The 24593-nt window shown below is 61.3% G+C and carries 23 protein-coding genes, 1 tRNA gene and 4 pseudogenes; 17 read left to right on the forward strand and 11 right to left on the reverse strand.

What is annotated here, in order from left to right:
• The first annotated feature begins 30 nt into the window (after nt 1–30).
• The 6 genes from ACLFKU_RS26180 to ACLFKU_RS26205 all read left to right on the forward strand — a co-directional run bounded on the left by ACLFKU_RS26180 (nt 31) and on the right by ACLFKU_RS26205 (nt 5920).
• On the forward strand, nt 31–1638 hold the full coding sequence (locus ACLFKU_RS26180) for an ABC transporter substrate-binding protein (RefSeq protein ID WP_368582553.1): 1608 nt from the start codon (nt 31–33) through the stop codon (nt 1636–1638).
• Nucleotides 1639–1693: 55 nt separating this feature from the next.
• Nucleotides 1694–2764 carry an ABC transporter permease gene (locus ACLFKU_RS26185; RefSeq protein ID WP_410851012.1) on the forward strand — a complete coding sequence of 357 codons (1071 nt, stop codon included), beginning with the start codon at nt 1694–1696 and terminating at the stop codon, nt 2762–2764.
• 64 nt (nt 2765–2828) lie between these two features.
• A complete protein-coding gene (nikC, locus tag ACLFKU_RS26190) occupies nt 2829–3743 on the forward strand; it encodes a nickel transporter permease (RefSeq protein ID WP_410851060.1) in 915 nt (304 codons plus the stop codon).
• A 1-nt stretch (nt 3744) separates the two neighbouring features.
• Nucleotides 3745–4623 (forward strand): ABC transporter ATP-binding protein, encoded by an 879-nt coding sequence (locus ACLFKU_RS26195; protein ID WP_410851013.1) that lies wholly within the window; start codon nt 3745–3747, stop codon nt 4621–4623.
• The gene (locus tag ACLFKU_RS26200; protein WP_410851014.1) at nt 4620–5477 is read left to right on the forward strand and encodes an ABC transporter ATP-binding protein; all 858 of its coding nucleotides are present in this window, start codon (nt 4620–4622) and stop codon (nt 5475–5477) included. Before ACLFKU_RS26195 ends, ACLFKU_RS26200 begins: the two co-directional genes overlap by 4 nt.
• A 149-nt stretch (nt 5478–5626) precedes the next feature.
• Complete coding sequence (locus tag ACLFKU_RS26205; RefSeq protein WP_410842361.1) at nt 5627–5920, forward strand: hypothetical protein; 294 nt, start codon at nt 5627–5629, stop codon at nt 5918–5920.
• A gap of 548 nt (nt 5921–6468) precedes the next feature.
• On the opposite strand, the gene ACLFKU_RS26210 is transcribed toward ACLFKU_RS26205, so the two are convergent.
• From ACLFKU_RS26210 to ACLFKU_RS26220, 3 genes are all read right to left on the reverse strand, one after another.
• A complete protein-coding gene (locus ACLFKU_RS26210) occupies nt 6469–6840 on the reverse strand; it encodes a hypothetical protein (RefSeq protein WP_410842360.1) in 372 nt (123 codons plus the stop codon).
• A gap of 155 nt (nt 6841–6995) precedes the next feature.
• Nucleotides 6996–7289 (reverse strand): hypothetical protein, encoded by a 294-nt coding sequence (locus ACLFKU_RS26215; protein WP_410851015.1) that lies wholly within the window; start codon nt 7287–7289, stop codon nt 6996–6998.
• A 661-nt stretch (nt 7290–7950) separates the two neighbouring features.
• Nucleotides 7951–8334, reverse strand: coding sequence for a hypothetical protein (locus ACLFKU_RS26220; RefSeq protein ID WP_013093386.1), 384 nt, complete (start codon nt 8332–8334; stop codon nt 7951–7953).
• A gap of 247 nt (nt 8335–8581) precedes the next feature.
• Here ACLFKU_RS26220 and ACLFKU_RS26225 point away from each other — a divergent pair.
• From ACLFKU_RS26225 to ACLFKU_RS26240, 4 genes and pseudogenes are all read left to right on the forward strand, one after another.
• A pseudogene (locus ACLFKU_RS26225) lies at nt 8582–9020 on the forward strand (Hsp20/alpha crystallin family protein).
• Nucleotides 9021–9035: 15 nt separating this feature from the next.
• Nucleotides 9036–9443 carry an Hsp20/alpha crystallin family protein gene (locus ACLFKU_RS26230; protein WP_410851016.1) on the forward strand — a complete coding sequence of 136 codons (408 nt, stop codon included), beginning with the start codon at nt 9036–9038 and terminating at the stop codon, nt 9441–9443.
• Nucleotides 9444–9591: 148 nt separating this feature from the next.
• On the forward strand, nt 9592–10155 hold the full coding sequence (locus ACLFKU_RS26235; RefSeq protein WP_410851017.1) for an Hsp20/alpha crystallin family protein: 564 nt from the start codon (nt 9592–9594) through the stop codon (nt 10153–10155).
• Between the two features lie 42 nt (nt 10156–10197).
• A tRNA-Lys gene (locus ACLFKU_RS26240) sits at nt 10198–10270 on the forward strand.
• Nucleotides 10271–10333: 63 nt separating this feature from the next.
• Here the strand turns inward: ACLFKU_RS26240 and groL are convergent.
• The 3 genes from groL to ACLFKU_RS26255 form a co-directional block, all read right to left on the reverse strand.
• Nucleotides 10334–11956, reverse strand: a complete 1623-nt coding sequence (gene groL / locus ACLFKU_RS26245; protein WP_410851018.1) for a chaperonin GroEL — start codon at nt 11954–11956, stop codon at nt 10334–10336.
• Between the two features lie 76 nt (nt 11957–12032).
• On the reverse strand, nt 12033–12350 hold the full coding sequence (locus tag ACLFKU_RS26250; protein WP_026228167.1) for a co-chaperone GroES: 318 nt from the start codon (nt 12348–12350) through the stop codon (nt 12033–12035).
• Between the two features lie 169 nt (nt 12351–12519).
• Entirely contained in the window at nt 12520–13158 is a 639-nt protein-coding gene (locus ACLFKU_RS26255) for a diguanylate cyclase (RefSeq protein WP_410851019.1), read from the reverse strand.
• 233 nt (nt 13159–13391) lie between these two features.
• Between ACLFKU_RS26255 and ACLFKU_RS26260 the strand changes: the two genes are divergently transcribed.
• Nucleotides 13392–13634, forward strand: a complete 243-nt coding sequence (locus ACLFKU_RS26260; RefSeq protein ID WP_368582563.1) for a hypothetical protein — start codon at nt 13392–13394, stop codon at nt 13632–13634.
• A gap of 130 nt (nt 13635–13764) precedes the next feature.
• Nucleotides 13765–14265, forward strand: coding sequence for a hypothetical protein (locus tag ACLFKU_RS26265; protein WP_410851020.1), 501 nt, complete (start codon nt 13765–13767; stop codon nt 14263–14265).
• Between the two features lie 79 nt (nt 14266–14344).
• Here ACLFKU_RS26265 and ACLFKU_RS26270 read toward each other — a convergent pair.
• From ACLFKU_RS26270 to ACLFKU_RS26285, 4 genes and pseudogenes are all read right to left on the reverse strand, one after another.
• A pseudogene (locus tag ACLFKU_RS26270) lies at nt 14345–14608 on the reverse strand (IS3 family transposase); the annotation flags it as partial.
• Nucleotides 14609–14678: 70 nt separating this feature from the next.
• The gene (locus ACLFKU_RS26275; RefSeq protein ID WP_410851021.1) at nt 14679–15710 is read right to left on the reverse strand and encodes an AI-2E family transporter; all 1032 of its coding nucleotides are present in this window, start codon (nt 15708–15710) and stop codon (nt 14679–14681) included.
• A gap of 47 nt (nt 15711–15757) precedes the next feature.
• Nucleotides 15758–16423 (reverse strand): DedA family protein, encoded by a 666-nt coding sequence (locus ACLFKU_RS26280; protein ID WP_410851022.1) that lies wholly within the window; start codon nt 16421–16423, stop codon nt 15758–15760.
• 680 nt (nt 16424–17103) lie between these two features.
• Nucleotides 17104–17681: pseudogene (locus tag ACLFKU_RS26285) on the reverse strand (cytochrome b).
• 593 nt (nt 17682–18274) lie between these two features.
• Here ACLFKU_RS26285 and ACLFKU_RS26290 point away from each other — a divergent pair.
• The 5 genes and pseudogenes from ACLFKU_RS26290 (at nt 18275) to ACLFKU_RS26310 (ending at nt 23952) form a co-directional block, all read left to right on the forward strand.
• Nucleotides 18275–19192, forward strand: a complete 918-nt coding sequence (locus tag ACLFKU_RS26290) for a mechanosensitive ion channel family protein (RefSeq protein ID WP_410851023.1) — start codon at nt 18275–18277, stop codon at nt 19190–19192.
• Nucleotides 19193–20885: 1693 nt separating this feature from the next.
• Nucleotides 20886–21227, forward strand: a complete 342-nt coding sequence (locus ACLFKU_RS26295; protein WP_410851024.1) for a DUF4148 domain-containing protein — start codon at nt 20886–20888, stop codon at nt 21225–21227.
• A gap of 155 nt (nt 21228–21382) precedes the next feature.
• Complete coding sequence (locus tag ACLFKU_RS26300) at nt 21383–21781, forward strand: RcnB family protein (protein ID WP_410851025.1); 399 nt, start codon at nt 21383–21385, stop codon at nt 21779–21781.
• 860 nt (nt 21782–22641) lie between these two features.
• A pseudogene (locus tag ACLFKU_RS26305) lies at nt 22642–22889 on the forward strand (transposase); the annotation flags it as partial.
• A gap of 370 nt (nt 22890–23259) precedes the next feature.
• Nucleotides 23260–23952 carry a CBS domain-containing protein gene (locus tag ACLFKU_RS26310; RefSeq protein WP_410851026.1) on the forward strand — a complete coding sequence of 231 codons (693 nt, stop codon included), beginning with the start codon at nt 23260–23262 and terminating at the stop codon, nt 23950–23952.
• Nucleotides 23953–24068: 116 nt separating this feature from the next.
• On the opposite strand, the gene ACLFKU_RS26315 is transcribed toward ACLFKU_RS26310, so the two are convergent.
• Entirely contained in the window at nt 24069–24515 is a 447-nt protein-coding gene (locus ACLFKU_RS26315; RefSeq protein WP_410851027.1) for an SRPBCC family protein, read from the reverse strand.
• Nucleotides 24516–24593: the final 78 nt, after the last annotated feature.

Genomic DNA, 24593 nt, shown 5'->3' on the forward strand with positions numbered 1-24593 from the left:
CAGGCTCTACCCATTCCTTATGGAGCGGCAATGAAACTGGTATTGCGCAATGCACTGACGGCGGCGGTGATCTCCTCCGCCTTGACCTTGTCGTTCACAGCCGCCGTCCCCGCTGCGGCGGCGACGCCGAAAGACATGTTCGTTATGGCCACGCTCCTCGACGAATTCACCACGCTCGATCCGGGCGAAATCTACGAACTGGTGCCGGAAGAATATGTGGCGAATACGTATGACCGGCTAGTGCGCGTCGATCTGAAAGACCCGTCGAAATTCAACGGCGATGTCGCACAATCATGGACCGTGAGCCCCGACGGCCTGACCTTCACGTTCAAGATCCGTCCAGGTCTCAGGTTCCACTCGGGCAACGCGTTGAGCGCCGACGACGTCGCGTGGTCGATCCAGCGCACCGTCCTCCTCGATAAAGGCGCGGCGGCCGTGCTGCAAGGCATCGGTTTGACCAAAGACAACGTGCTGGCCAACGTGAAGAAGGTCGACGACACAACCGTCAGTGTGACGACCGACCAGAAATACGCGCCGACGTTTGTGCTGAACGTACTCGGTTCGTGGCCTGCGTCGGTGGTGGACAAGCAGTTGCTGCTCACGCACCAGAAAGGCAATGACTTCGGCAACGAATGGCTGCGCACGAACGAGGCCGGCTCTGGCGCCTACAAGCTCGTCAAATGGACTGCCAACGACAGCATCGTCCTGCAGCGCTTCGACGGTTATCGCGTACCGCTCGCGATGAAGCGGATCGTGTTGCGTCACGTGCCGGAAGCGTCGAGCCAGCGCCTGCTGCTCGAGAACGGTGACGTCGATGTGGCGCGCAACCTCAGTCCTGATGATCTCGTCGCGCTGACGAAGTCCGGCAAGGCGCATGTGAGCGCGGTGCCGCAAGCGACGCTTCTATACCTCGGCCTGAACGTCAAGAATCCGAATCTGGTCAAACCGGAAGTCCAGCAAGCGATGAAGTGGCTGATCGACTACAACGGGATTCAGAGCAACGTCGCCAAAACCACCTACAAGGTGCACGAAACCTTCCTCCCCGAAGGTTTCCTCGGCGCGCTGAATACCGACCCCTACCAGCAGAACGTCGCCAAGGCCAAGGAACTGCTGGCAAAGGCCGGGCTTCCGAACGGCTTTTCCGTGACGATGGACGTGCGTAACGGCTACCCGTACAGCGAAATCGCCGAGGCAGTGCAGGCCAATCTTGCGCAAGGCGGCATCAAGGTACAGATCATCCCTGGCGACAACAAGCAGACGCTAGCCAAATACCGCTCGCGCTCGCATGACATTTATATCGGCGAATGGTCGGCCGATTACATCGACCCGCACAGCAATGCCCAGGGATTCACCTGGAATCCCGACAATTCCGAGAAGTCGGCCTATAAGATGCTCGCGTGGCGCAACTCATGGGACATCCCTGGCCTGACGAAGGAAACCAACGCGGCGCTCGCCGAATCGTCGACGGCGAAGCGCGCCGAGCTGTACCAGACCATGCAGAAGCAGGTGCTCGCGAGCTCCCCCTTCGTGATCATGTTCCAGCAGGTCTCGCAGGTGGCCGCGCGACCGGGCGTAACGGGTCTCGAGGTGGGTCCGATCAACGACCTCGTGTCGTATCGTGATCTGAAGAAGCAGTAACGTTTGCGGTGGAGGCGAGACTGTCCGGGCTTCGCCTTCGACCGAGGAACTTACCATGTCCACTCGCCTCACGACTTTCGAGCGCATGCGCGCGCTTTCGGTTGAAAGCGCCAGCGTGCGCTGGACCTTGCGCCTCGTGCGCTGGATCGTCACGCTCGTCATCACCTTCGCCGGGTTGCTCGCGGTCACGTTCGTGATCGGCCGCAAAATACCGATCGATCCGGTGCTGGCGATTCTCGGCGATCGCGCGTCAGCCGCAGCCTACGCGGCGGCGCGTCTTCAACTCGGGCTCGACGCGCCGCTCGCAGTGCAGTTCCTGATCTACGTGCGCGATGTGCTGCATGGCAATTTCGGTATGTCGCTGCTGACCGCGCATCCTGTGATCGAAGACATCCGGCGGGTGTTTCCGGCAACGCTCGAACTCGCGACCCTGTCGACCATCATCGGCGTGCTGATCGGCGTGCCGCTGGGCGTGATCGCCGCCGTGCGCCATAACCGTTGGATCGATCACGTCGCGCGCTTCGTCGGCCTCGTCGGCAGTTCCGTGCCGGTGTTCTGGCTCGGGTTGATGGGCCTGCTGCTGTTCTACGCGAAGCTGCATTGGGTCGCGGGGCCGGGACGCGTCGATCCGGTATTCGACGGCATGGTCGATACGCGCACAGGCAGCCTGCTGATCGACTCGCTCATCGCCGGCGAATGGGATGTGTTCTTCAATGCGTTCTCGCATATCGCGCTGCCCGCGGCCATTCTCGGCTACTACTCGGTCGCCTCTCTGAGCCGCATGACACGTTCGTTCATGCTCGATCAACTCAGCCAGGAGTACATCACCACGGCGCGCGCGAAAGGCCTGCCCGAGCGCCGGGTGGTCTGGCGCCACGCGTTCGGTAATATCGCCGTGCCGCTTCTGACCGTGATCGCGCTCACGTACAGCTATCTGCTCGAAGGCTCGGTGCTGACCGAAATCGTCTTCGCCTGGCCCGGTATCGGTTCGTACCTGACGGGCGCCCTCCTGAACGCCGATATGAACGCCGTGCTCGGCAGCACGCTCGTGATCGGCGTCACGTTTATCGCGCTCAACCTGTTGACCGACGCGCTCTATCGCGTGTTCGATCCACGCGCCCGCTGACATTGCGGAGGTCTCTTTCGTGCGTCCCCCTACCGATGAATCGATGCAAACGCAGGACTGGCCGATGAATGCCGCGCCCCGACGATGGAAAGACTGGCTGCTGAGCGACACGCCCGCGTCACGCAAGCAGGCCGCGCTTGGCCTCGCTTACCGGCGCTGGCGACGCTTCTCGGGTAATCCGCTGTCGGTCTTCGGCCTCGTGATTCTGACCTTGCTGATCATCATTGCAGCAATCGGGCCGCTAATGTCACCGCACGATCCGCTGCAGCAAGTCCTCTCCGACCGCCTGCTGCCGCCGGGTTCGCCATCGCACTGGTTCGGCACCGACCAGCTTGGCCGGGACATCCTCTCGCGTCTGATCTACGGCTCACGCCTCACGCTCTCGATCGCGATTCTCGTCGTGGTGATCGTGGTTCCGGTGGGGCTTTTGATCGGCACCACTGCCGGCTTCTTCGGCGGCTGGGCGGACCACGCGCTGATGCGGATCACCGACGTAGCACTCGCCTTTCCGAAGATCGTACTCGCGCTGGCTTTCGCGGCCGCCTTGGGGCCCGGTGTGATCAACGCGGTGATCGCCATTTCGATTACCGCGTGGCCGGCCTATGCCCGCCTCGCGCGGGCGGAAACGCTTCGGCTCGTGCAGGCCGATTTCATTCACGTCGCGCGCTTGCAGGGCGCCTCGCGCAAGCGCATTCTCCTGCTCTACATCATGCCGCTGTGCTCGTCGTCGGTGATCGTGCGCGCGACCCTCGATATGGCCGGCATCATTCTCACTGTCGCGGGCCTCGGGTTCCTCGGCCTCGGCGCACAACCGCCCAGCCCCGAGTGGGGTTTCATGGTCGCGTCGGGCCGCAACGTGCTGCTCGATTCGTGGTGGGTGGCCACTATTCCCGGCTTCGCCATTCTGCTGGTGAGTCTTGCCTTCAACCTGCTCGGCGACGGTCTGCGAGACGTCTTCGACCCGCGCCATGGAGGCTGACATGCCAATCGATATGGCCCAGCCTTTGTGTGAAATCGACGACCTGCGAATCGGCTTTCGCGATCATGGCGGCGAATTGAGCGAAGCGGTGCGCGGCCTTTCGCTGACGCTGCGGCGCGGCGAGCGGCTTGGCATCGTCGGCGAATCCGGTTCCGGCAAGTCGCTGACCGGGCGCGCGCTGCTCGGCCTGCTTCCGCCTGAGGCGCAATGTCATGCGAAGGCGATGAAGTTCGACGGTCAGGATCTGCTTGCCATGCCGGCGCGCAAGCGCCGGCAACTGTGCGGCCAGCAGATGGGCATGATCCTGCAAGATCCGAAATACTCACTGAACCCGGTGATGACCGTCGCGCAGCAAATGCGCGAAGCGTTCGAACTGCACGGGTCGAAGTTCGGCCGCCGCGAGATACGCGAGAAAATCATCGAGGCACTGGCAGCGGTGCATATCCGCGATCCGGAGCGTGTCGCCGACTCCTACCCGCACGAGTTGTCGGGTGGCATGGGGCAGCGCGTGATGATCGCCATGATGGTTTCGTCCGGGCCGCGTCTGCTGATCGCCGATGAACCCACCAGCGCGCTCGACGTGCTCGTATCGATGCAGGTCCTCGGGATTCTCGACGAGATGATCGCAAAGCATGACACTGGCCTCATTTTTATCAGCCACGACCTGCCCCTCGTCATGTCATTCTGCGACCGCGTCGTCGTGATGTTCGCGGGACGCGTCGTGGAAACCTGCGCGGCGCGCGATCTCGTCCACGCGCAGCATCCCTACACGCGTGCCCTGCTCGCGGCGAACCCACCGCTTGTCGATCCACCCGAGCAACTGCCCGTGCTGAAGCGGGACGCGGCATGGCTCACGCAACCGGCAGGAGAATCAGCATGATCGATGTCGACGCTTTGACGGTGCGCTTCAAAACCAGGACCGGCCGCTTCGACGCGGTGCGCGCGGCGAGCTTTCATGTCGGAGAAGGTGAGGTGTTCGGACTGGTCGGCGAATCGGGTTCCGGCAAGTCGACGATCCTGCGCGCATTGACCGGTCTCGCGCCCGTCGCCGGGGGTCATATGAAAATCGGCTCGCACGTGCTCGGAGAAAAACTCGACCGCTCCTTCCGACGCGACGTGCAGATGGTGTTTCAGGACCCGTACGGCTCGCTGCATCCGCGCTTCACAATCGATCAGAGCTTGCGCGAGCCGCTGACCACCAACGGCATCGGCGGGCAGGAAGAACGCATTGTCGATGCGCTGCGCGAAGTTGGCTTGGGTCCGTCTTATCGTTTCCGCTATCCGCATCAGCTATCCGGAGGGCAGCGGCAGCGCGTCGCAATTGCTCGGGCGCTGATCGTCGAACCGCGCGTGCTGCTGCTCGATGAGCCGACGTCCGCGCTCGATGTGTCCGTGCAAGCCGAAATCCTCAACCTGCTGAGACGGCTTCATCGCGAACGCAATTTGACGATGATGCTGGTGAGCCACAATCTGGCGGTGGTGGGCTTTCTCTGCTCGCGCGTCGCGGTCATGCGCCATGGTGAGATTGTCGAGCAACGCGATATCGCATCCATTCGAGCGCAGCAGATCGAGCACGAATACACGCGCAGCCTGCTGCTCGCGACCACGGGCTACCGGCGCAAGTCGGTCGCGGTAGACGGAGCGGACGCGCTGTCCGTTCAGTGCGCGCAGCCGCTGGTCGAGATCACGCATGAACGAGATGCCACACCGTGCCGCTCCAAGCTGATACGGTAGCGACGGCGGTCGGCGTGCACCGACAATGTTTAGCTCCGCACCAGCGGCGCGGCGTGGCACGGCACGGCAAGCCGTATCGGCAGAAACTGGCCCGGCTCAAATGCCGGCAGCCGGTCCCCGCCCTCGCGCTCCAGCAGAAACGAGCGGATATGAACGGTCTCCTGCTCAATGGCTCCACGCAAGCGAATCCACGTCTCGGATTCAGGAACCAGTTCGCGTGCAAATTGCGCCGACGTCCAGCAAAACGGCAGGCCCCCCTCACTGCCCCGCAGCTCGCCAACATGAAAGGGGCCGTCCCAGACGACCTCCGCCTCGGCGGCGACGTAGAGCAGGTCGCCGTGCTAGAAGTCTGCGAATACCAGGCCCGCGCGCGGGTCGACCAGCAGATTGCCAATCGTGTTGAGAAGCTTGTTGCCCGCGAAAGTCGCGCGTGGTCAGCGTGACATCGTCGTCGACGCGCAGGAATCTTGGAAGGCCACCTCGGTGCCAGACGCCCACGCCGCGCGCGACGTCCGCGTCATCCGAGACATTAGCCGGGGCGATGAAGAACGTATCGGTGCGCCCGAAGAGCGCACGGCCTTCATCGGATAGTCGCGTGGCACGCCCTGGCACGACATGCACTGTTCGTTGCCAGAGCCCGATCGTGACGAACACGGCAACGGCCTGCCGCGCCGCAACACTTGCGGGCGGAGGCATTGGGGTGCTACCGGATTTCTCGACGTGGAACGATAGCGCGGCGGGGACGCTGGTCGTCTCCTGCCCTCGTGGTAACGCCAGATGCAGGTATCAGAGGAGTCTTCCCGCCCACCAGCCGTGTGCCGGCGAAGCCGTTAGCGCTGGGCGATGCACTGCGGCAGCGTGCGTAGCGTGGCAACGGCAGCCGCACGGCCGGCTTGCCTGCCCTCGCGCGCGATGGTCGGGACGCCGACCACGGATATGTGACTCTGGTCAGGCGCTGCCGAAAGGTGATGGTCGTGTGCTTCCCCTTGCCCTACCAGACGGGAAACACGACATCCGGCTGCGGCGTAAATTGAATGCCCGAGTCAGGGCAGCTTACGCGCCCCTTGACTGCAACCCGCTGGTTCAGGTACGGCAGCAGCAGTGAGGGCGCTGCCTCGCCTCCGTCGGCAAGAGGGATGTCCGAGAGCACCTTGTCGTTGCAGGGGGAAGTGGAAGGTCGATCCAGCACTATCGTCGGATAGTCACCCAGCGCGTACTTCCCGCCCCCACGCTCCACTGTCCCGGTGATCCAGATGTCATGCTGCAGGGGCAACGTCGGCAGGGGGCTGGCCGACATGACGTTCTCTGACCATAACCCAGCGATCATGGCTGCTGGGACAAGGACACACAATCGTCTTTTCATGGCGCAAACCTCTTGACGTCCGAGTAACGCTCGCCTGCACGTCACTGCTTTCCTTCCACTTCCCTGATGCGGCTATTGAAACGATGCGAACGCAAATGAAATTCCATCATGATCTCTTTGAAACTGCCTCCCTCTGCTCAGGTTTTACGCCGCCATCAGGCGGCCTGCGGGAAATCCGGCGGCGGGCGGTCGAATGGGCGCCGCTCGACCAGGTGAACTGCGTAGTCCTTCGCCTGCGCTTCCGCATCCTCACGCGCGGCCCAGCGTCTTAGACGCTGCGGCATGTGCCAGTCCACGCAGACCTCGCCGTCACGCGCGATCTGCACGAACGCAGCATAGCCGCCCGCCGAAGTTGCGTCTGCCTCTGGCGTGCGGTTGCCGTCATGCACAAGGACCGTTCTGATACCAATCTCGTATCCGTTGCACTGCTCGATTTTTATCGTCTTCATCGGATCACCATGTCATCGCCTGGCTAAATGTCGCGCACGCCAGTGGCGCCAACGGCTAAGCAAGCGTGGCGCCCCTGTCCAATTCGCCGCTGTGGTGAAAGGCATCGGCGCCGCATGCTTTGTCAATCACTTTGCTCTAGCGCCTGCGTATGTGCGAGATCCACCGTAGGATCGTGGTTCGCATCGCGGTGACCTGTGCATCTAGCAAGCGACCAGCGCGTTCCCGAAGCGATCGTAGAACGTCGAGAACGGAGGCAGTCGTGCGGTTCAGATGCTCGAACAGATTGGAGTACGGGCGAGGGTGAAGGTCGCTCATTGTCTTCTCCTTATAGGCAGCAAGGAAGAGAACGGGCTTGCGCGCTCCAGTTCGCCTGCCATGCTGCGGGGCAAACAAATCGAAACACGCAGTGTGCAATTAGTGGATGATTCAGCACACTGCCTGAGCTGGATATAAACTAGTTTAACTAACTAAAAAATTCAAGTTCTTCAATGCTGCCGAGGCCTTGGTACTGCCGAGCTAAGGCGTCAGCCGCACAGCCGCGCAAAGATAGATCGCAACGCGCGCCACACGGGAAATCGTCAGACTTTTGAGCATCTGAATCCGCGTGACCAGACACTGGCACACCCCGTGGTTAGGGGTTCCGCTTGCGAGCGTGCCGTGTCACTGGATTGGCGGCGCCGTACCGAGCTTTTCGGCGAGCATCCTCTCATACACGCCAAAGTGCAAATCCACTTCGGACTGTTCCACCGTCGTGACGATCAGGTTGATGTGGTCCGATGGGAGGCCAAGCACGCCAGCGATAAACGTCTCGAGTTGTGGCGCACATGCCTTGTCCTTTGCCACTGTTGTGCCAATCGTGACTTCGTAAATCTTCTCCTGGCGGCAGACAACTTCTACGAGGCGCGCGCGGGCGCTCATGTTGCTGTCGACCGCAATGCGTACGACCTCCACTGCCTTGCGCATGGCTTCCGTCGGGAAGCCCTTCGTCGAGCGCAGCCGCACGCGGTGCGGGCCCAGCGTCAACCAGTCTGTATCGAATTCCACGACCTCCTCCTGTGGTCAAACGGCCTCGTCCGCGATAATAGGACCGGCCTCAAAAAATTCAAGCGCGCCCCTGCACTCTTCCCTTGAAAAATCTGCCGCAGAGCCTATCTTAGGTTTCGCTCAGGCAGACGTGCGGTGCTCACGGGATCGTACGCTGCGTGTTTCGATTTATTTGCCAGACGCTGGCAGGCGAACCGGAGCGCGTAGGCTGGTTCACCTCGATGCGTCACCTGAGGAGAACTACATCATGAGCGATCTTTACTCTGGCACTGACCTCTTCAGCGAGTTCGACCGGCTGCAGCGGCAGATGGCAAACTTCTTCGGTACTTTCCCCTCCAGTCTTCGGGCAAGCCGCCTCGGCTCGCTCCCGCCCGTCAACATTGGCGCCACCGACGACTCGATTCACATCGTCGCGTTTGCACCCGGCGTCAATGCGGCCGAACTCGACATATCGATCGATAAAGGGCTGCTGAGCATCAGCGGTGAGCGCAAGCCAGCGCGACCGGATACCGGCGAGGATGCCCGGGTCTATGCGCAGGAGCGCTTCACTGGCGCGTTCCGGCGGGTCATCGAGCTGCCGGAGAACGCAGATCCCGACAAGGTTGAGGCGCGCTGAGAATGGCTGCCTGTCGATCGCTATCGGCAAGCGCGAATCGTCGAAGCCTCGCGCGATCACCGTCCAGTAATTCCAGGAGGCGAAAATGAGCGATACCACTGAACTGAGCAAGCGCGAACCGTCCGCGGTGACGCGCAGCGAAAGCGGGTCGTCCGCGGGGCGGATGACGATCACTCCCGCTGTCGATATCTACGAGGACGCCCAGGGCGTCACGTTGTGGGCGGACCTGCCGGGAGTCACCAAAGAGAAGCTCGATGTGCGGGTTCATGACGGCAATCTCACCATCGAGGCCGAGGCGGTCGTGCCGACACCGGCAAATCTGCGGCTGCAGCATGCCGAGATCCGTGAGCCACGCTTTGCGCGAACCTTCACGCTCTCCCCGGACTTCGATACGTCCAAGATCGAGGCAAGCCTGAAGGACGGCGTACTGAAGCTCACGATCCCGCGCCGCGACGAAGCGCGTCCGCGGCGGATCGAAGTGCGTACGGGCTGAAGTCGGCGCGTCGGCGGCAACGCCAGGAAGCACCCGAGGTGGCGGCGGCCTGGCTGCCACCCTCCGACAGCGCAGGCCCGGGTGCTGATCGCGCCGTGACGCAAGAACGCAATCCTGTTCGCTCTGACAGATCACAGAGGAGGAAACGATGAACAGCGATCCGAAGAAGTGGAACCCCTTCAAGTTCCTTCGCGGGACTGTGCGAAAGACCGATGCGGACAACCCGGAGAGCACGCCCGCCGGCGAACCGTGGCGTAGCGCATGGCCCGACATTCCGCGACTGTTCTCCCGCGAGCCGTGGCGCGCAGTGGAAGAGTTCTTTCACGACCCGTTTGCTGGCCGCGGAGCGCTCGAACGATGGTTCGGCGACTTCAGTTCATCGCGCTTCCAGCCGCGCATCGACGTTGTCGACGAGGGACCGGTGCTGCGCGTCACCGCAGAACTGCCCGGGATGGAGCGCGAAGACGTGAGGGCAAGCGTCGAGGACGGCGCGATCGTGCTGCGCGGTGAGAAAAAGCAGGACGTGCACAGTGAGGAAAACGGTTGCTATCGGCTGGAGCGTGCTCATGGACGCTTCGTACGCACGATCCCGATGCCGGAATACGCCGATCCCGGTCGCGCGCTTGCGAAATTCGACAATGGCGTGCTCACGTTGACCGTGCCGAAAACGGAGCCGGCCCCGTCCACGAGTCGCACGATCGATATCGGTTAGGGCGAGCGTCCGAAGCGCTATAACGGCGAAAAAGAGAGGATTGGGTCGTTAGCTCAGCTGGTAGAGCAGCGGACTTTTAATCCGTTGGTCACTGGTTCGAATCCAGTACGACCCACATTGCCATGAAGAAAATGCACCGGTCAGCCTCGCTGACCGGTGCGGGGCGGAACCGAAGCGGTTAATACTCCAGTTCCGGCGCGCTCGCCTGCGCCGGCTTTTCGTCCTTCGGCGCTTCAGCCACCGTTGCATCCGTCGTCAGGATCAGTCCGGCAATCGACGCGGCGTTCTGCAGCGCCGTGCGCGCAACCTTCGTGGGGTCGACCACTCCCGCCTCGACGAGATCGACGAACTCGCCAGTGGCCGCGTTGTAGCCGAAGTTGCCCTTGCCTTCCAGCACCTTGGCGATGACCACGGAAGGCTCATCGCCAGCGTTCGAGGCGATGACGCGCATTGGCGCTTCGAGTGCGCGCAGCACGATTTGAATGCCCGCGTCCTGATCAATGTTAAGGCCTTTGAGGCTCGTCACGGCCGAACGCGCGCGCAAAAGCGCCACGCCACCTCCCGGCACGATGCCTTCTTCCACTGCCGCGCGGGTCGCGTGCAGCGCGTCGTCGACGCGGTCTTTCTTTTCCTTCATCTCAACCTCGGTCGCCGCCCCGACCTTGATCACGGCCACGCCGCCTGCGAGCTTTGCCACGCGCTCCTGCAGTTTCTCCCGATCGTAGTCACTAGTCGCTTCCTCGATCTGCGCACGGATCGACTTCACGCGTGCCTCGATGCGCTTTTCGTCGCCTGCGCCGTCGATGATGATCGTGTCGCCCTTGCGAACTTCCACGCGCTTGGCGCGCCCCAGATCCTCGAGTGTTGCGTTCTGAAGTTGCTTGCCCGTCTCTTCGGAGATTACGGTCGCGCCGGTGAGCACGGCGATGTCCTCGAGCATAGCCTTGCGGCGATCGCCGAAGCCGGGGGCCTTGACGGCCGCAACTTTCAGGATGCCGCGCATTGCGTTGACCACCAGCGTGGCCAGTGCTTCACCGTCGATATCTTCCGCGACAATCAGCAGCGGTTTGCCGGCCTTCGAAGTCGCTTCGAGAACCGGCAGCAGGTCCCGGATACTCGAGATCTTCTTGTCGTGCAGCAGGATCAATGCGTCGTCGAGATACGCGGCCTGTTTTTCCGGATCGTTGATGAAGTAGGGGCTCACGTAGCCGCGGTCGAACTGCATGCCTTCGACCACATCCAGTTCATTGTCGAGCGACTTGCCGTCTTCGACGGTGATCACGCCTTCCTTGCCGACTTTTTCCATCGCGTCCGCGATGATCTTGCCGATCGCCTCGTCGGAATTCGCCGAGATCGAACCTACCTGCGCGATCTCCCTGTTGGTGGAAATCGGCTTCGACAGATTGCGCAGTTCGTCGAGCACTGCGGCCACAGCCTTGTCGATGCCGCGCTTGAGATCCATCGGGTTCATGCCAGCGGCAACGTGCTTCATGCCTTCCTGCACGATGGCCTGCGCCAGCACCGTGGCGGTGGTAGTGCCGTCGCCCGCCACGTCAGCGGTCTTCGAGGCGACCTGTTTGACCACCTGCGCTCCCATGTTCTCGAAGCGGTCCTTCAGTTCAATTTCCTTTGCGACCGACACACCGTCTTTCGTGATGGTCGGCGCGCCGAAGCTGCGCTCGATCAGCACGTTGCGTCCTTTGGGTCCGAGCGTGACCTTGACCGCATCGGCGAGGACATTCACGCCCTTGACGATACGGGCGCGAGCACTGTCGTGAAATTTGACGTCTTTTGCACTCATGTTCTTGCTCCTGGTAAAGTCGTTGACTAAACGCGTCGCGAACAGCCGGTCGGGTGTCCGCGACCGGAACGCGGTTTCAGGCGGCCTTTCGGGCGGCGCCCGCGTCGGCCTCGAGGACTCCCATGACGTCTTCCTCGCGCATCACGAGCAACTCCTCGCCGTCGACCTTGACGGTCTGGCCTGCGTATTTGCCGAACAGCACGTGATCACCGACTTTCAGCTGGAGCGCGCGCAGCGTTCCATCCTGCAGCAGCCGGCCGCTGCCGACTGCGACGACTTCGCCTTGTTCTGGTTTTTCTGCCGCTGAATCGGGAATCACGATGCCCGAAGCCGTCGTCCGCTGCGTCTCGATTCGCTTGACGATAACCCGGTCGTAGAGGGGACGAATCTGCATTTCCATCTCCTGAGCGATTAAAGGATCACCAATAAGGGAATCCGGCTGCGGGGATCCGGGCGGGTAGTTCGCCGCGGTGCAGCCGAGCCAATGTCTGGCGGAAAGCGAAATAGAGGCGCCAATGCCGCGCTTCAAGGGGCGTGAAAATGTCTATTTGTAACAGAATATTTCAACGCGGCAGCAGCAGGCGCTGCACCTTGCCGAGGCGATAAACCGTGCGGCCGCGCCGATCCCGGCGGGGGGATTCAGGCAGCACCGGACAGGGCGGCTGGCGTCCACCATCCGCATCGAGGGTGTCGTCGGGTTCGTTGAGCGTGCCCCATAGGCCGCCCTTGACCGGGCGGAAGAGCCAGCGCAGGTAGCCGCTGTGCGCGGCAAGACGCATCAGCGCGTCGCGGTCTGTATCGTCGCTGACAAGCTGCGGGTCGCGGGCCCCGTGCTCGGGATAGTTTCCGAACGCCTGACGGCAAGCGAGCGCCTCGGCCTGGCTGGCACCGATCACGTTGCAGCCTCGCCGCTCGACGCGCTCGACTTCCCACGCGCCGGATTGCCAGGCGGCATCCAGCAGCATGGCGTCCACGGTCTCAAAGCTGTGCCACGGTGCGTCGAAGCGAAAGGCCGACCCCGGAACCGGTCGTCGCGGGATCTCGATGCCGGGCAGGACAAGCGGCGTCGCTCGCCGGAATCCGTGCCAGTGGAGTATCGCAAAAAGCGGGGTATTCACCTGAGCCACCGCCGTGACGGTGACGGCAAAGAGCGGCAGACGCACGGTGTCGATCTGCTCCTGAAGCCTGTCGAAAAGTTCCATGAAGCCTCCCGGATGACATGTTGCAGGGCCTCTTGAAATTTGCGTTCCTTGCGCTATTTTATCCATCGCTCAGGCAGTCGCGACCAAGCGTTGCGTGTTTCGATCTGTTTGTCGGTGGGGCATCCCACGGGCAGGCGAACTGGAGCGCGTGGTCAGGTTCGCGCTTCGTGAGATGCTGCATATCCCGAATCATCTGTGTCGCCTGAGGTACAACACTCTGCCGGAGGTGTGATATGCAAGCGGAGAACATCATGGAGTATCACGGCTGTGAGATCAGGCCGGTGGTTACCGCCACCGAGAAGGGTCGCTACGCAGCGACGGCCGTCATCACCGATCGGGCAGGCGAGATACGCACGCTCGGCGTTGATGGAGACTTCTCCAACGTGGAGGAGGCGCGCGATGAAGCGCTGGAGCTTGCGGTCGCCTGGATCCATGGACGCTCGGTCGTTTCGGAACGGTATGTCCGACGGACCTAAAGAGCACCGACCCGATGCCTGCCGCCGAGAAGCGAAGCGGGTACCGTGCGGCACGCCCGCACCGCCCGCCTCGCCTCTTGCAGTTTCGCCCTGGTCCGGTTGGGCCAACGTCGCCGCCCAAGGAAAAAGAATGATGGAGACTACAGTCATCGATCCAGCCGAAGACGCGTTCTACGACCACATACGGCTGCTGCTTTTCAGTGCCGACCTACCGGTTCATAGGCTGGAGGCCGACATAGAAGATATCGGACGCTTCACCGCGCCGGATGTGCGCTCGCCGCATCTGCGGCTGGTACAGGCCTTGCCGCCGCTTACACCTGCTGCTGAAGCAATCGTGCGCGCGATGATCCGCACATACGGCATGGAGTTGTTCGGGCGCGGCAGCGCGAATTCGGCTCTGCGCGCCGTAATCAAGGCTGGACCAGTCAAGTTCGGACGAACTGCCTTGATGCTGGGACCAGACGCTCCCGTGCCGAAACGTGCCCGTCTGCTTGCCGAAGAATTTAACCGGATATTCGAGCGCTATCCCGAGAGCGGTTTCAGCGAGGCCCGATCCCTTCTCTCGGCGATCGGGCTGCCAGTCGGCCGCGATGTGAATTCGCTGGTGCCTCGCTCGCTCCAGCGCGACTAGCACAGGTGTCGTAGGGTCGAATTCCCCTCGTTGGGAACCTTCATCGCGTCCTCCCAAAACTCTCGGCCATCCCGAACTGTATGCGCATCACGCGATAAAGACGCTTGGCATTAACGGAGTGGCGCACAGGCGCTCCCGCTCGCTGCGCATTGTGCCCCACACGCGTCGGTAGCCCCAGCTCGGCAAGTCAGCGATTACGCGCCTGATTTTTCCACCAGTTCGGCGTCATCGGTTTGTCGAGCCGTGCGTCCGTTCCGCCAATGAGCGGGTCGAGCAAGTGTTACCGCCACATTGAACGCGCCACACCGAGAACGTCGCAAACTTGTTTCACTGGGATTGAACCGGTCGTCGCACGCGGACTCGTCAAGCTTCCCCCCGGGCAACCGAGCGCTTCGCCGCGTCGCCTCAACATGTTAGTCATCGTTCGTCAGGAGAGCTGCGAAACGACGTGTCGATTCGAACGCCGAAAGCGCAATGACCAGGCCGACAGTGATCGGCACTGCGAGGAAGGCCCCCCCGATGCCCCAGATCGACGACCAAACTGCCAGACTGATCAGGATTATCGCGGGGCTCAGGTTCAGTGAGCCGCCCATCAGCCATGGATCGAGAAGATGGCCGACTATGAAGTTCGCGAGCGTGAGCGAGATGAACAGCACGATTGCCGCGTTCCACTGGCCGAACTGCAGCGCCGCGAGCAGCGTCGGCACCGCGACCGAAATCCATGAGCCCGCATACGGGATGAAGTTCAGCAGGCAAATCAGCACCGCCCAAAGCTCTGCGAATTCGAGTCCGACGAGCCACATGCAGATCCAACTCGCGATGCCAAGGATTGCGCCGAGCAGGGTCTTCATGGCGAGATAGATGCCGATTTTTGAGTTGATCTCGTCGATTACCGACACGATGCGCGCCGAGCCGCCCGCGAAGTTCACCAGCTTGCGGCGATATTTCGCGTGCTCGATGAGGAAGAACGTAGCATAAAGCAGCACGACGATGATCGCCGCGAAGAGCGACGACACCGACGACAGAGTAGCGGTCATGATCGCCTGCACGTTGACGCTCGCTAACAGATCGCGACGTATCGCAGCCCAGTTCGCCTCCGTTTCGATGTGCAGAAGCGCAGCGAATTTGGTAAGCAGTATGAGCAACGTCGCCTCGTACTTCGGCGCGACGGCCATCAGCCGGTCCCTGTCGGACAGCAGTAGGCTGACCGACAGGTAGACCGTGAAGAGCATCAGCGTCGCAGCGATTGCGTGGCGCGGGCCTTCCCGCAGGCGTGCACCGACGTAGGGAAAGCTGCGCAGCAGATTGGCGAGGCCGAAGACCACGTAAGTCGCGATGATGCCGAACGCAATTGGCACCAGCACGGGGCGCCCGACATACAGTCCCCACCCGAACAGTGTGGCGAGTATGGCCGCGCACGTGCATTTCAGCAGACCCTGATTCATGCGTTTCCTCGCGAGCAGCGCTGCTTGCTGGGTTGTGGGTGGGCGCCTCAGTCGCAGCGGGATTTTTCGTCGGGTAGCATCGAATCGCCGATACGGCGCTTGTGCCGTCCTCGCCACAACAGGCTAACGACGAGCGCGACGCCCCCCACGCCGATCACGATCGCCATCGCAGCCGGCAGATGCGAGCGCACCCATGGCACGTTGCCGAAAAAATAACCGGGCCCCGCGAGTGAGCATATCCAGATCACCGCGCCACCGGTCGCGAATCGCACGAAGCGGCGAAACGGCATCTTCAACGCGCCGGCGAGCGCGGGCGCGACCGCGCGGACGATTGCGATGAACGGAGAGTACAGCAGCAGCGCGGCGCCGTGACGTACATAGAGCGCGCGGGTTCGCGCACTTACCTTGTCGATCCAGCCACTGCGCTTCGGTTTCCATACCGAGGCGACGGCACGTGCCAGCGCATAGTTGAACACTGTTCCTCCAATCGCGGCGGCGACCAGCAACGGCGCGAGCCACAGAGGCTGCAGCACACCGACGGCAGCGAGTGCCCCGGACATGAACAGCAGCATGTCCGCGGGCAGAATGACGAGCGGCAGTACGCCGACACTGCCGAAGACGATCGCCCCGATGATTGCGTAGGCCAACGGTCCATGCTGGACCAGCAGCGTTTCGAGGTCCTGTTCCAGTTGCAAGAGGAATTGGATGAACATCGCCATACGGGCCGGCAAAGTGAGCGCTCGTCGAGAGGAAAGTATAGCGACAAGCGCGCGGCAGTCCCGCTCAATGAGCTAGTCGGGCGCAATCGCGTTGGGCATCATGACGTCGCGAGCAGCCGGATCGCGCCGTTTCGCGTACCGAGTGCGGGGACTGGGGGCGCCTAGGTGCCCCACCGCCTGCGGCAAGGCTCTGCTAGCGTGCACACGGCTGGCTTCTCGCGCTGGACATGCCTGCTCGATCTCGTTGAGTTAGAGATTGAATGCTCTGGCTCGCCTTCAGACGCGCTTGACGTGCACGGAAGCCGATTAGCCTGACGCCAGTCGGCGTGCGGCATGGGCCATGACCGTGAACGGGCGGCGGACGCATGTCGTGTTGTTTGAGACCGTGCACCCAACAGTCTTTCGCGCTCACAGAAGGGCTCAAGACGCTCGACGCCATGCCCGGACGCTCGATCTTCAACACTCCCGACCGCTTCGGCAACGATTCGCCGTCGGACCTCAAACGGCGGCAGCAATTGTCGCCTGAACCACGGAGGCGACCGTGGAGCAAGCAACGCCCTTTGGGTCATTGCCAAGGTGAGAATGCGGAGCGATCCGGGGACCTGCGCGCGTACGTCGAGCGGCGCAACCAGGGAAGGAATGTCAAACAAGGAGATTTGCTGTTGCCTGAAGCGCTATCTCGGCTTGGAGCTGTCTCCGCTCATTCTGGCCGACTTCGCCGATTCGGCCCACAATGGCTGCGAAACCTGATCGCGAAAGACGAACCGATGCAGTAGCGCCCCTGTAACATGCAAGCAAATCAGGGCGAACAGTACCCACGCAACGACACCATGAACATCACCCATTTCGTGATCGAAGGAGGAGCCGGTCGACGACAATGCGGGCAGTGGGATAGCGGCCGAGAGCAATGTGACGTTCCAGCCACGCGAAGAGGCATTAATCCAACCAAGCAGGGGCACTACGATCAGCAGTGTGTATAGCGCAAACTGCGTTACCGCGGAGATGATGCGCAATGGCCGTGCGATCTTGATGTCCGGCGGTCGATGCGAAATACGCCAGAGGACGCGGCACATCATGGCCGCCAGCAGCACAGTGCCTACCAACAGGTGCCCGGCGATTAGGCCGACCGCCCTCGTGCCGTTATGAACGTCCGGCATGGTCCATGCCTAATTTAGATTTGGGCAGTGACGAGTGCAGCGATTAACCAGTGAAGAAACCGTGAAATGCCATCATAACGGGCCGTGACCGACATAGTCACCTCGTTGGAGAAAGGCGTGGACCGAGCATCGATTCGCCGATTGTACGACTGACGGTATTGCGTTTGGTGTAGACAACGCACTGCGTTACGAACAAAACGTCCCTCTCAGACAGGCGGCAGCCCAATCGAAGTGCTGATGCAACAGCGTGTCAAGCGCTGGATGGTCGAAACCTTCAGCCACCAGCCGCCCGGTCGTCAGCACACCCACGGCGCATTATCTTCATGGGCACTCACGAAGGAAGTTCCGCGGTGCGCCGGCTGACGGCGGTCCACCAACTGCATTGGACTCAATGCCCTCCTACCACGCGCGGAACCTCAAGACTACCCTACGGGAATAAGCCCACGCCATGGGGACACGGGCCCGACGGTCTACGCGAGCGGTCATCGCGCTTGAGCAGGTACGACCCGCGGAGTCCGTCTGACGAGGCTCGTTCTGGCGCGTCTTCCCTGCGCAACGATTCTTTCCTATGCTGAAGCAACGGCGAGGCCGACGGAGCTGCTATCGCCGCGTGGTAGGGTCCTCGGCGACAGGCCAGTGCCGTGATACCTAATCTAGCCGCTGTCCAATAGAGGCATCACGAATACATATGGGGAATCTTCTCGTCGAAATCAGTCCGGACAGATGGGACTTCCTGCTGGATACGCTCGCCGCGTTCTCGATTCGGCTGTGCGCCGCTGCGGCGATATTGATCATCGGATGGTGGGTCGCGCGCCGCGCTTCGGTGTCGTTGAGCCGCCTTCTCGCGCGTCAACCACGCATGGACGCCACGCTACGACCGATCCTATGCGACGTCGGCCTGTGGGGCGTTCGCATTGTCGCGATTGTCGGCGCGCTGTCGCAATTAGGCGTCCAGACGGCCAGCATCATTACCGTGCTCGGCGCCGCCGGCCTTGCGATCGGTCTCGCGCTGCAAGGCACGATGCAGAACATCGCGGCCGGCATCATGCTGATCGTGTTGCGGCCCTTCAAAGTCGGCGACTTTATCGAGGGCGGATCCGGCAGTGTCGCGGGCACGGTCGTCGAAGTCAACCTGTTCACGACGCGCCTCACCAAACCCGACGGCATCTGCGAATATGTGCCAAACAGCACGTTGTGGAGCAACTCGATTCGCAACTTCAGCCGTAATCCGATCCGTCGACTCGACCTCGAAGTGGAGATCTCGATCGATGACGATGTGCATCGCGCGCTCGATGCACTGCGCAACCTCGCCGCGGCCGATCCGCGTGCGCTTACTGATCCCGCTCCACAGGTGATGGTCATCCGCTTCGACGACAGCACGGCGGTACTGAATATCCGCGTCTGGTCGAACACGGACATGTTCTGGACCATGCGCTGGGAACTCGCGCGCAAAGTGCGTCAAACACTGACCGACGCGCAATGTTCGCTGCCGTTGCGCGCCAGAAAGTTGCACATCGTACAAAATGCGACGGCAACGGCGGCCGCCGATACGCCTGCGGGTCCGGCAGAGGCATCCCAGACCAGAAAACCGGAGCGAGGGGTGTAACGTCGGTTCTTCGATCCCGCAAATTGTTGAATGCACCGAGATCGGAATGCGCGAGCTTGAAACCGAAGGGGTCAATATCAAGCTACCTTTGCGTCAACCCTGGTGAGACGCAACCTGATCGAAAGACGTTGTTCCACCGGGTTGTGAGTGTCGAGGGCCAGCGACGATGTTTCCCGGGGCCGAATTGAAGAGCAGACATGCCTGTTATACCCCGATGAACCTCTTTCGGATGGCAAGGCCATTCACGTCGTCGAAGCGCTTACCCATGTCGGCGGGCCTTCGGATGCGGTGCAGAGACCGCGTCGGGTGTTGTCCCCGGCGGCACGCAACTTGACCCGTCACCGGAGAGGTCGCCTGGCTTACGGGCTTGATTTCAGCGAAGTGCGTGTTACGACGGCCTATGCGGGCGATTGCCTTACCGTTGAGTCACCCCAAGGATGGTAGACGCTCTTGTTGCGTTCGGGATCGAGGCGCGCAAGGCACAGACGGCACGCACTTAACCACCAAGCGCGCGCCCCATCACGAGGTGCGCCGTGGCTAGCGTAGAAGATCCACACCTTATTCCGGTTGGCCTCGACCTGCCACCGCAGGTCGTGATACGTGGCCATGCCCACGCGCGTCTATCGAGCGCATCCATTTCCGCCGCGTTGGACGAAATGGCGCTTGCCTACGTCACGGCTGACCCCGAAGGCCACTGCATTGACCCTTCTCCACGTCCCGCAACGAGGGTGCCGTGACGGACGATGTAGCAGCAATAAAGGAGGCCGCCGCACATTCAACCATGTGATTTTTCCGGGATCTATTGCATCGGCGGCGAGAACGAGCGGGGGTTTGTACAACGACCGAGCCCCAACGGTGCTCGACGAACAGGCGATGATCTGTGGAGCTCCGCCTGCACAGCCGCATCGGTTATTGCTCGCCGCTCGAATTTGAAAACCTGCATGCGCCACATCAACCGACATCGCATCGCGGGTTGCTCACCGCCGCACAGCGTCATGGTCGAGCGAAGCGACCCGCCGTCCGGCCGTGGACGACCCGCGAGTCAACTGTTAACGGAGGCTAGCCCGCATCAAAATGGCTGACTACAAATCTGTCCGCGAAACCGGGCCAACGTCACATGTCGCTCAAATTCAATATCGGACGAATTTGCGGATCCTTTGGAGTACCGATGAAGGTTTATGAAAAGCCGTACAGGAACACTTCAAGTCGTCCAGGAACCTCACGTTCTTCGATAACACCGGACGATCCCCGCACCGCATGTTCGATGGCCGGCCTGACGAATCAGCGAATCAGCAGGCATGGCGCATCTGCTCCATCAGCGTGCGCTCGCGATTGACACACCTGCAGCAACAAGGCACGCAGCAGCTTCTTCGATGCGATCGACGCCCACTGTCCGTTGATCACGCGACGGCCCGTTCAACCGCTCGAGCGCGTCGGGCGACGTCAACAATTCCGACTTTGACGTGCGCGAGCGACGACGGCCATTTTTGTCCCGTACCCGCATGCGAATATCATCTAATTCGTGCGGCAAATCGGCGGTGTTGCGTTAATAGGTCCAATTTATTGCATTTCACGCAATAGTCCCTTGCAAGGTAGGTGTTTACCCTTGTTTACTATTTCCTTACACTTCTCTTAACGGTTGAAACCAAGCAGAAGCTTGTAGCGCCAACCAACAACCAAGGAGGTAGTAACCATGAAGCCCCTCGTCAAACTCGCCGCCTTTGTCGCCGCCATCGCCTTCGCTGCTCCGATTACGGTTTTCGCCGCAGCAAACGCGGCAGCAAACCATCCGCTAACCCGCGCTGAAGTCCGTGAGCAACTGGTCGAAATACAAGCAGCGGGCTACAACCCGGCCCGTGCGAACCCGCGCGAATATCCAGCGGACATTCAGGCTGCAGAAGCCAAGGTTGCTTCGCAACACGGGGACACGTCCGGAGTGGGTGGCGTCGTAAGCGGTTCGTCGGAAGCGGGCAGCCATGCCTACACGAGCGAAGCAGCTCGGACCGGCCCGGGCTCGGTTTACTTCGGTCACTAACCGACTGACGGTCGGACGGCCCTGCGTCCGACCGTCTTTCCATCGAAATGCGCAGAGAGCGTGCGCACTGACCGTCTCCGCTGAACGGCTAGGGAAACATAATCGCCGTCAAACGCCACTGTTTCATTTCGATCAATTCTCCTCTCGAGGCAGCCATGAAATCAAGATTGCTTGCGCAACTCATGATTGCAACCCTACTCGGTACGTCGATCCCCGCTTTCGCCCAGCCTCACGACAATCAGCATCGCAGTGACTGGTCGGCGCACGGTCCCAAACAACACGACATGCGTCCGCCGCCCGTTCACGGACATGGCCCCATGCCGCATGAGGCCTATCACGGCCGGCCGGGCGGCCCGATGCCGCACGCCGACTGGCGTCAGGGCGATCGGCTTCCGCCCGAGTACCGCAATCGCAACTACGTCGTCGACGACTGGCGTGGCCACGGCCTCCGACCGCCGCCGCACGGTTATCACTGGGTCGGGGTGAACGGAGATTACGTGCTCGCCGCTGTCGCGAGCGGCATCATTGCGGAGGTCCTGTTCTCCGGCCATTAACATTGGCGGCAACGATGCAAACGGGTTCGATTCATCCGGGCAGATAGCCGACAGATTCGACGATAACTTTGCCAGTGAGATTCTCCGGGTGCCGGATGCGGAGGCTTCGCCTAAGATTACAAAGCAGGATGTGCAGTCTTTCTGAGTTTGCCGGCGATCCTCGGCCCGTTCGCGATGAAACTCCTCCGGATCTATCAAGATCTGCAACCGCCGGTCCGACCGAGTCGCCACGCTGGTCAATTTTCCCAATGTAATGTATGGGCGAATGCTGACGCGCTGCGATCCTCTGATGCCCTTCTAAGTGCCAAGCGAGAATTTGCGTGCGATCTCACGATTGGGTGCCGTATGAGGCGAAGTCTTCTCGGACGCCAGATAACACCTCGAACTGGAAATCGCCCTAAGCGAGCCTTGAAGCAGCGGCGCTAACTATTGCAAATCAGCCAAAGGTTGATGAAACGTGAGCGCTGCGCGGTGCGGAGGCGGCGATACGCTGGTCCGACGAAAAACGAAGCTATTTATGCCGCCGGATCGCTTCTTAGCCATCGCGGATGGAGCGATAGTCTGATCGCAGATATTGATGCATCGCTGCTCGACGAGGCATGCCGACAACATATCAGTGAATGTCTGTGCCCAATACCTCGAACGTCCGGATTCTGTGAGATTCGTCGCTCATATCGTGACGACTCATCGTCTGCAGAGCGAGCCATGTTTTGTTGAGTCGATCGAATACAGTCGAACGTGAGGTCCAGTAGATAATGCTTTGAACCTTGCAGCCGTCGTTGAAAGTTCGATGGACGGTGTTGCGCATTGCGTTCCTGAATTGCCGCTGAACGGTGGGTGCTCGAGCCTTCAATGCCAAGACGGGCAGCTCGGATCCGGGAATGCACTCAACGCAGAAAGTCGGCAACTGGAATTTCGGAACGAAATCGCACGCCTGCGTCGACGCAGACTCAGGACCGGTTCATACAGTCATTGCAACGGCGGCCAATGTGCACGACACCACCGCTGCTTGCACTGACGCCGGATAGCAGGGAATTGAAAAGATGGCGAGGCAGACGCAGCCCGTTGGCATGTTGCGATGAGACCGGGCAAGCGCAGACTACTGGACCGGTGGTCGTTCGGCCCTGACTGCCCGAACCAGGGCTAGGACCGCCGGCGTCAGGACCATTTCCAGGCGATGGGATGAGGCATTGGAGACACCTACATTCCGGGCGACCTCAAATATTGCTGCAACGCACTAAGCGACATTCCGGCTGAAACCGACCTTGTCGTTAATCAGGTATTGAAAATGGTTCGCCGCCGACGTTGTTGTAGCCCATTTGCAGCGGGAAGTTCTGCCTTGTGTTGCGTACCAGCCGGTAAAGTTAACCTACACTCAAGGCGCCTCAGCACCGCGGTCTCGTCCTCGGTGCGTCTGCCGAACTCGCGCGACGCGTGCGACCGATGAGGACCCGTCGCGGCCCGCACAGGAGAAGAACATGCGCGCGCTCGACATCATGACTTCTTCGGTCATTACCGCCACACCGGATATGACCATCCACGACGCAGCGAAGCTGTTCGTCGATCACCACATCAGCGGCATGCCGGTGCTCGGCGCCGATGGGCGGGTGATAGGCATCGTCAGCCAGGGCGATCTGCTGCATCGTGTGGAAAACGGCACCGGGCACGGCAAACGTCGATGGTGGCTCGAACTGCTGTCCTCGTCGGCGCGCGAGCAGGCCGCGAGGTATATCAAGGAGCATGGGCATGTGGTCGGCGACGTGATGTGCGAGAACGTCATTTCGATTCCCGAAGACATGCCGCTGCACCAGATCGCCGACCTGATGGAGCGCCGGCATCTGAAACGCGTGCCGGTGCTGAACGACGGGCAACTCGTCGGCATCGTCAGCCGCTCGAACCTGATCCGCGCGCTCGCCTCCGTCGAGCCGATAATCGACACCGGCTCGCACGACGACGCGAGCCTGCGCGACGCAATCGTGCACGAGATGCACGGAAAGCGCTGGGGGCTCGCGAAACAAGGTGTATTCGTCAAGGACGGCGTCGCGCATCTGTGGGGCATCATCGAATCCGAAGAGGAGAAGCGCGCGATCCGCATCGCCGCGGAAAACGTGCCCGGCATCAAGCGGGTAGAGAGCCATCTGGAGTCGCCGAGTGTGATTCCGACGATGTAGCCGGCGCGCCCGTCAAAGTGCCGAACCTTCCCGGGTTGAGTGCGGGCGGCGCGGTTTGGGACCGCGCCGGGCTCGCTTATTTGCTGGATGACGGAGCAAGCGACCGCTATTGAATGTCAGTCCGGGATCTCCGGCTCGACCAGCTTCGCCAGTTGCGCGAGCGACTCCTGCCAGCCGAGGTAACACATCTCGACCGGAATCATCTCGGGAATGCCCTCCTGCACGATGTTCAGTTCGGTCCCGCACGACACCTGCCGCAACGAAACGGTTGTATGCATCTGACCGGGCAGATTCGGATCGTCGAAAGAGTCCGAGTAGCGGATCTTTTCGAACGGCACCAATTCGAGGTACTCGCCGCCGAACGAGTGACCCTTGCCCGAGCCGAAGTTATGAAACGACATCCTGTAGGTGCCGCCGACGCGTGCATCCATCTGATGCACATCGCAGGTGAAACCATACGGCGGCAACCATTTCGCGATCGCGGCGGGTTCGAGGAACGCTCGATAGATACGCTCGGGCGTCGTGCGCAAAACACGGTGGAATTTGACGGTTCCGGTAGCCATGATGAGTGTGCCTTTCACTGAAGGGGTTGAACATACTGTCACGACGCGCCACCGTTGCGGGAATCGACACGCGCGAGA

The organism is Paraburkholderia sp. EG304, assembly GCF_046543485.1.
GTDB classification, from domain to species: Bacteria; Pseudomonadota; Gammaproteobacteria; order Burkholderiales; family Burkholderiaceae; genus Paraburkholderia; species Paraburkholderia youngii.

Excerpts from the sequence above, each read along its gene's own strand:
- ACLFKU_RS26180 (WP_368582553.1), top strand. The coding sequence starts at position 31 with ATGAAACTGGTATTGCGCAATGCACTGACGGCGGCGGTGATCTCCTCC.
- ACLFKU_RS26185 (WP_410851012.1), top strand. The coding sequence starts at position 1,694 with ATGTCCACTCGCCTCACGACTTTCGAGCGCATGCGCGCGCTTTCGGTT.
- nikC (WP_410851060.1), top strand. The coding sequence starts at position 2,829 with ATGAATGCCGCGCCCCGACGATGGAAAGACTGGCTGCTGAGCGACACG.
- ACLFKU_RS26195 (WP_410851013.1), top strand. The coding sequence starts at position 3,745 with ATGCCAATCGATATGGCCCAGCCTTTGTGTGAAATCGACGACCTGCGA.
- ACLFKU_RS26200 (WP_410851014.1), top strand. The coding sequence starts at position 4,620 with ATGATCGATGTCGACGCTTTGACGGTGCGCTTCAAAACCAGGACCGGC.
- ACLFKU_RS26205 (WP_410842361.1), top strand. The coding sequence starts at position 5,627 with ATGAACGGTCTCCTGCTCAATGGCTCCACGCAAGCGAATCCACGTCTC.
- ACLFKU_RS26210 (WP_410842360.1), bottom strand. The coding sequence starts at position 6,840 with ATGAAAAGACGATTGTGTGTCCTTGTCCCAGCAGCCATGATCGCTGGG.
- ACLFKU_RS26215 (WP_410851015.1), bottom strand. The coding sequence starts at position 7,289 with ATGAAGACGATAAAAATCGAGCAGTGCAACGGATACGAGATTGGTATC.
- ACLFKU_RS26230 (WP_410851016.1), top strand. The coding sequence starts at position 9,036 with ATGAGCGATACCACTGAACTGAGCAAGCGCGAACCGTCCGCGGTGACG.
- ACLFKU_RS26235 (WP_410851017.1), top strand. The coding sequence starts at position 9,592 with ATGAACAGCGATCCGAAGAAGTGGAACCCCTTCAAGTTCCTTCGCGGG.
- groL (WP_410851018.1), bottom strand. The coding sequence starts at position 11,956 with ATGAGTGCAAAAGACGTCAAATTTCACGACAGTGCTCGCGCCCGTATC.
- ACLFKU_RS26250 (WP_026228167.1), bottom strand. The coding sequence starts at position 12,350 with ATGCAGATTCGTCCCCTCTACGACCGGGTTATCGTCAAGCGAATCGAG.
- ACLFKU_RS26255 (WP_410851019.1), bottom strand. The coding sequence starts at position 13,158 with ATGGAACTTTTCGACAGGCTTCAGGAGCAGATCGACACCGTGCGTCTG.
- ACLFKU_RS26260 (WP_368582563.1), top strand. The coding sequence starts at position 13,392 with ATGCAAGCGGAGAACATCATGGAGTATCACGGCTGTGAGATCAGGCCG.
- ACLFKU_RS26265 (WP_410851020.1), top strand. The coding sequence starts at position 13,765 with ATGATGGAGACTACAGTCATCGATCCAGCCGAAGACGCGTTCTACGAC.
- ACLFKU_RS26275 (WP_410851021.1), bottom strand. The coding sequence starts at position 15,710 with ATGAATCAGGGTCTGCTGAAATGCACGTGCGCGGCCATACTCGCCACA.
- ACLFKU_RS26280 (WP_410851022.1), bottom strand. The coding sequence starts at position 16,423 with ATGTTCATCCAATTCCTCTTGCAACTGGAACAGGACCTCGAAACGCTG.
- ACLFKU_RS26290 (WP_410851023.1), top strand. The coding sequence starts at position 18,275 with ATGGGGAATCTTCTCGTCGAAATCAGTCCGGACAGATGGGACTTCCTG.
- ACLFKU_RS26295 (WP_410851024.1), top strand. The coding sequence starts at position 20,886 with ATGAAGCCCCTCGTCAAACTCGCCGCCTTTGTCGCCGCCATCGCCTTC.
- ACLFKU_RS26300 (WP_410851025.1), top strand. The coding sequence starts at position 21,383 with ATGAAATCAAGATTGCTTGCGCAACTCATGATTGCAACCCTACTCGGT.
- ACLFKU_RS26310 (WP_410851026.1), top strand. The coding sequence starts at position 23,260 with ATGCGCGCGCTCGACATCATGACTTCTTCGGTCATTACCGCCACACCG.
- ACLFKU_RS26315 (WP_410851027.1), bottom strand. The coding sequence starts at position 24,515 with ATGGCTACCGGAACCGTCAAATTCCACCGTGTTTTGCGCACGACGCCC.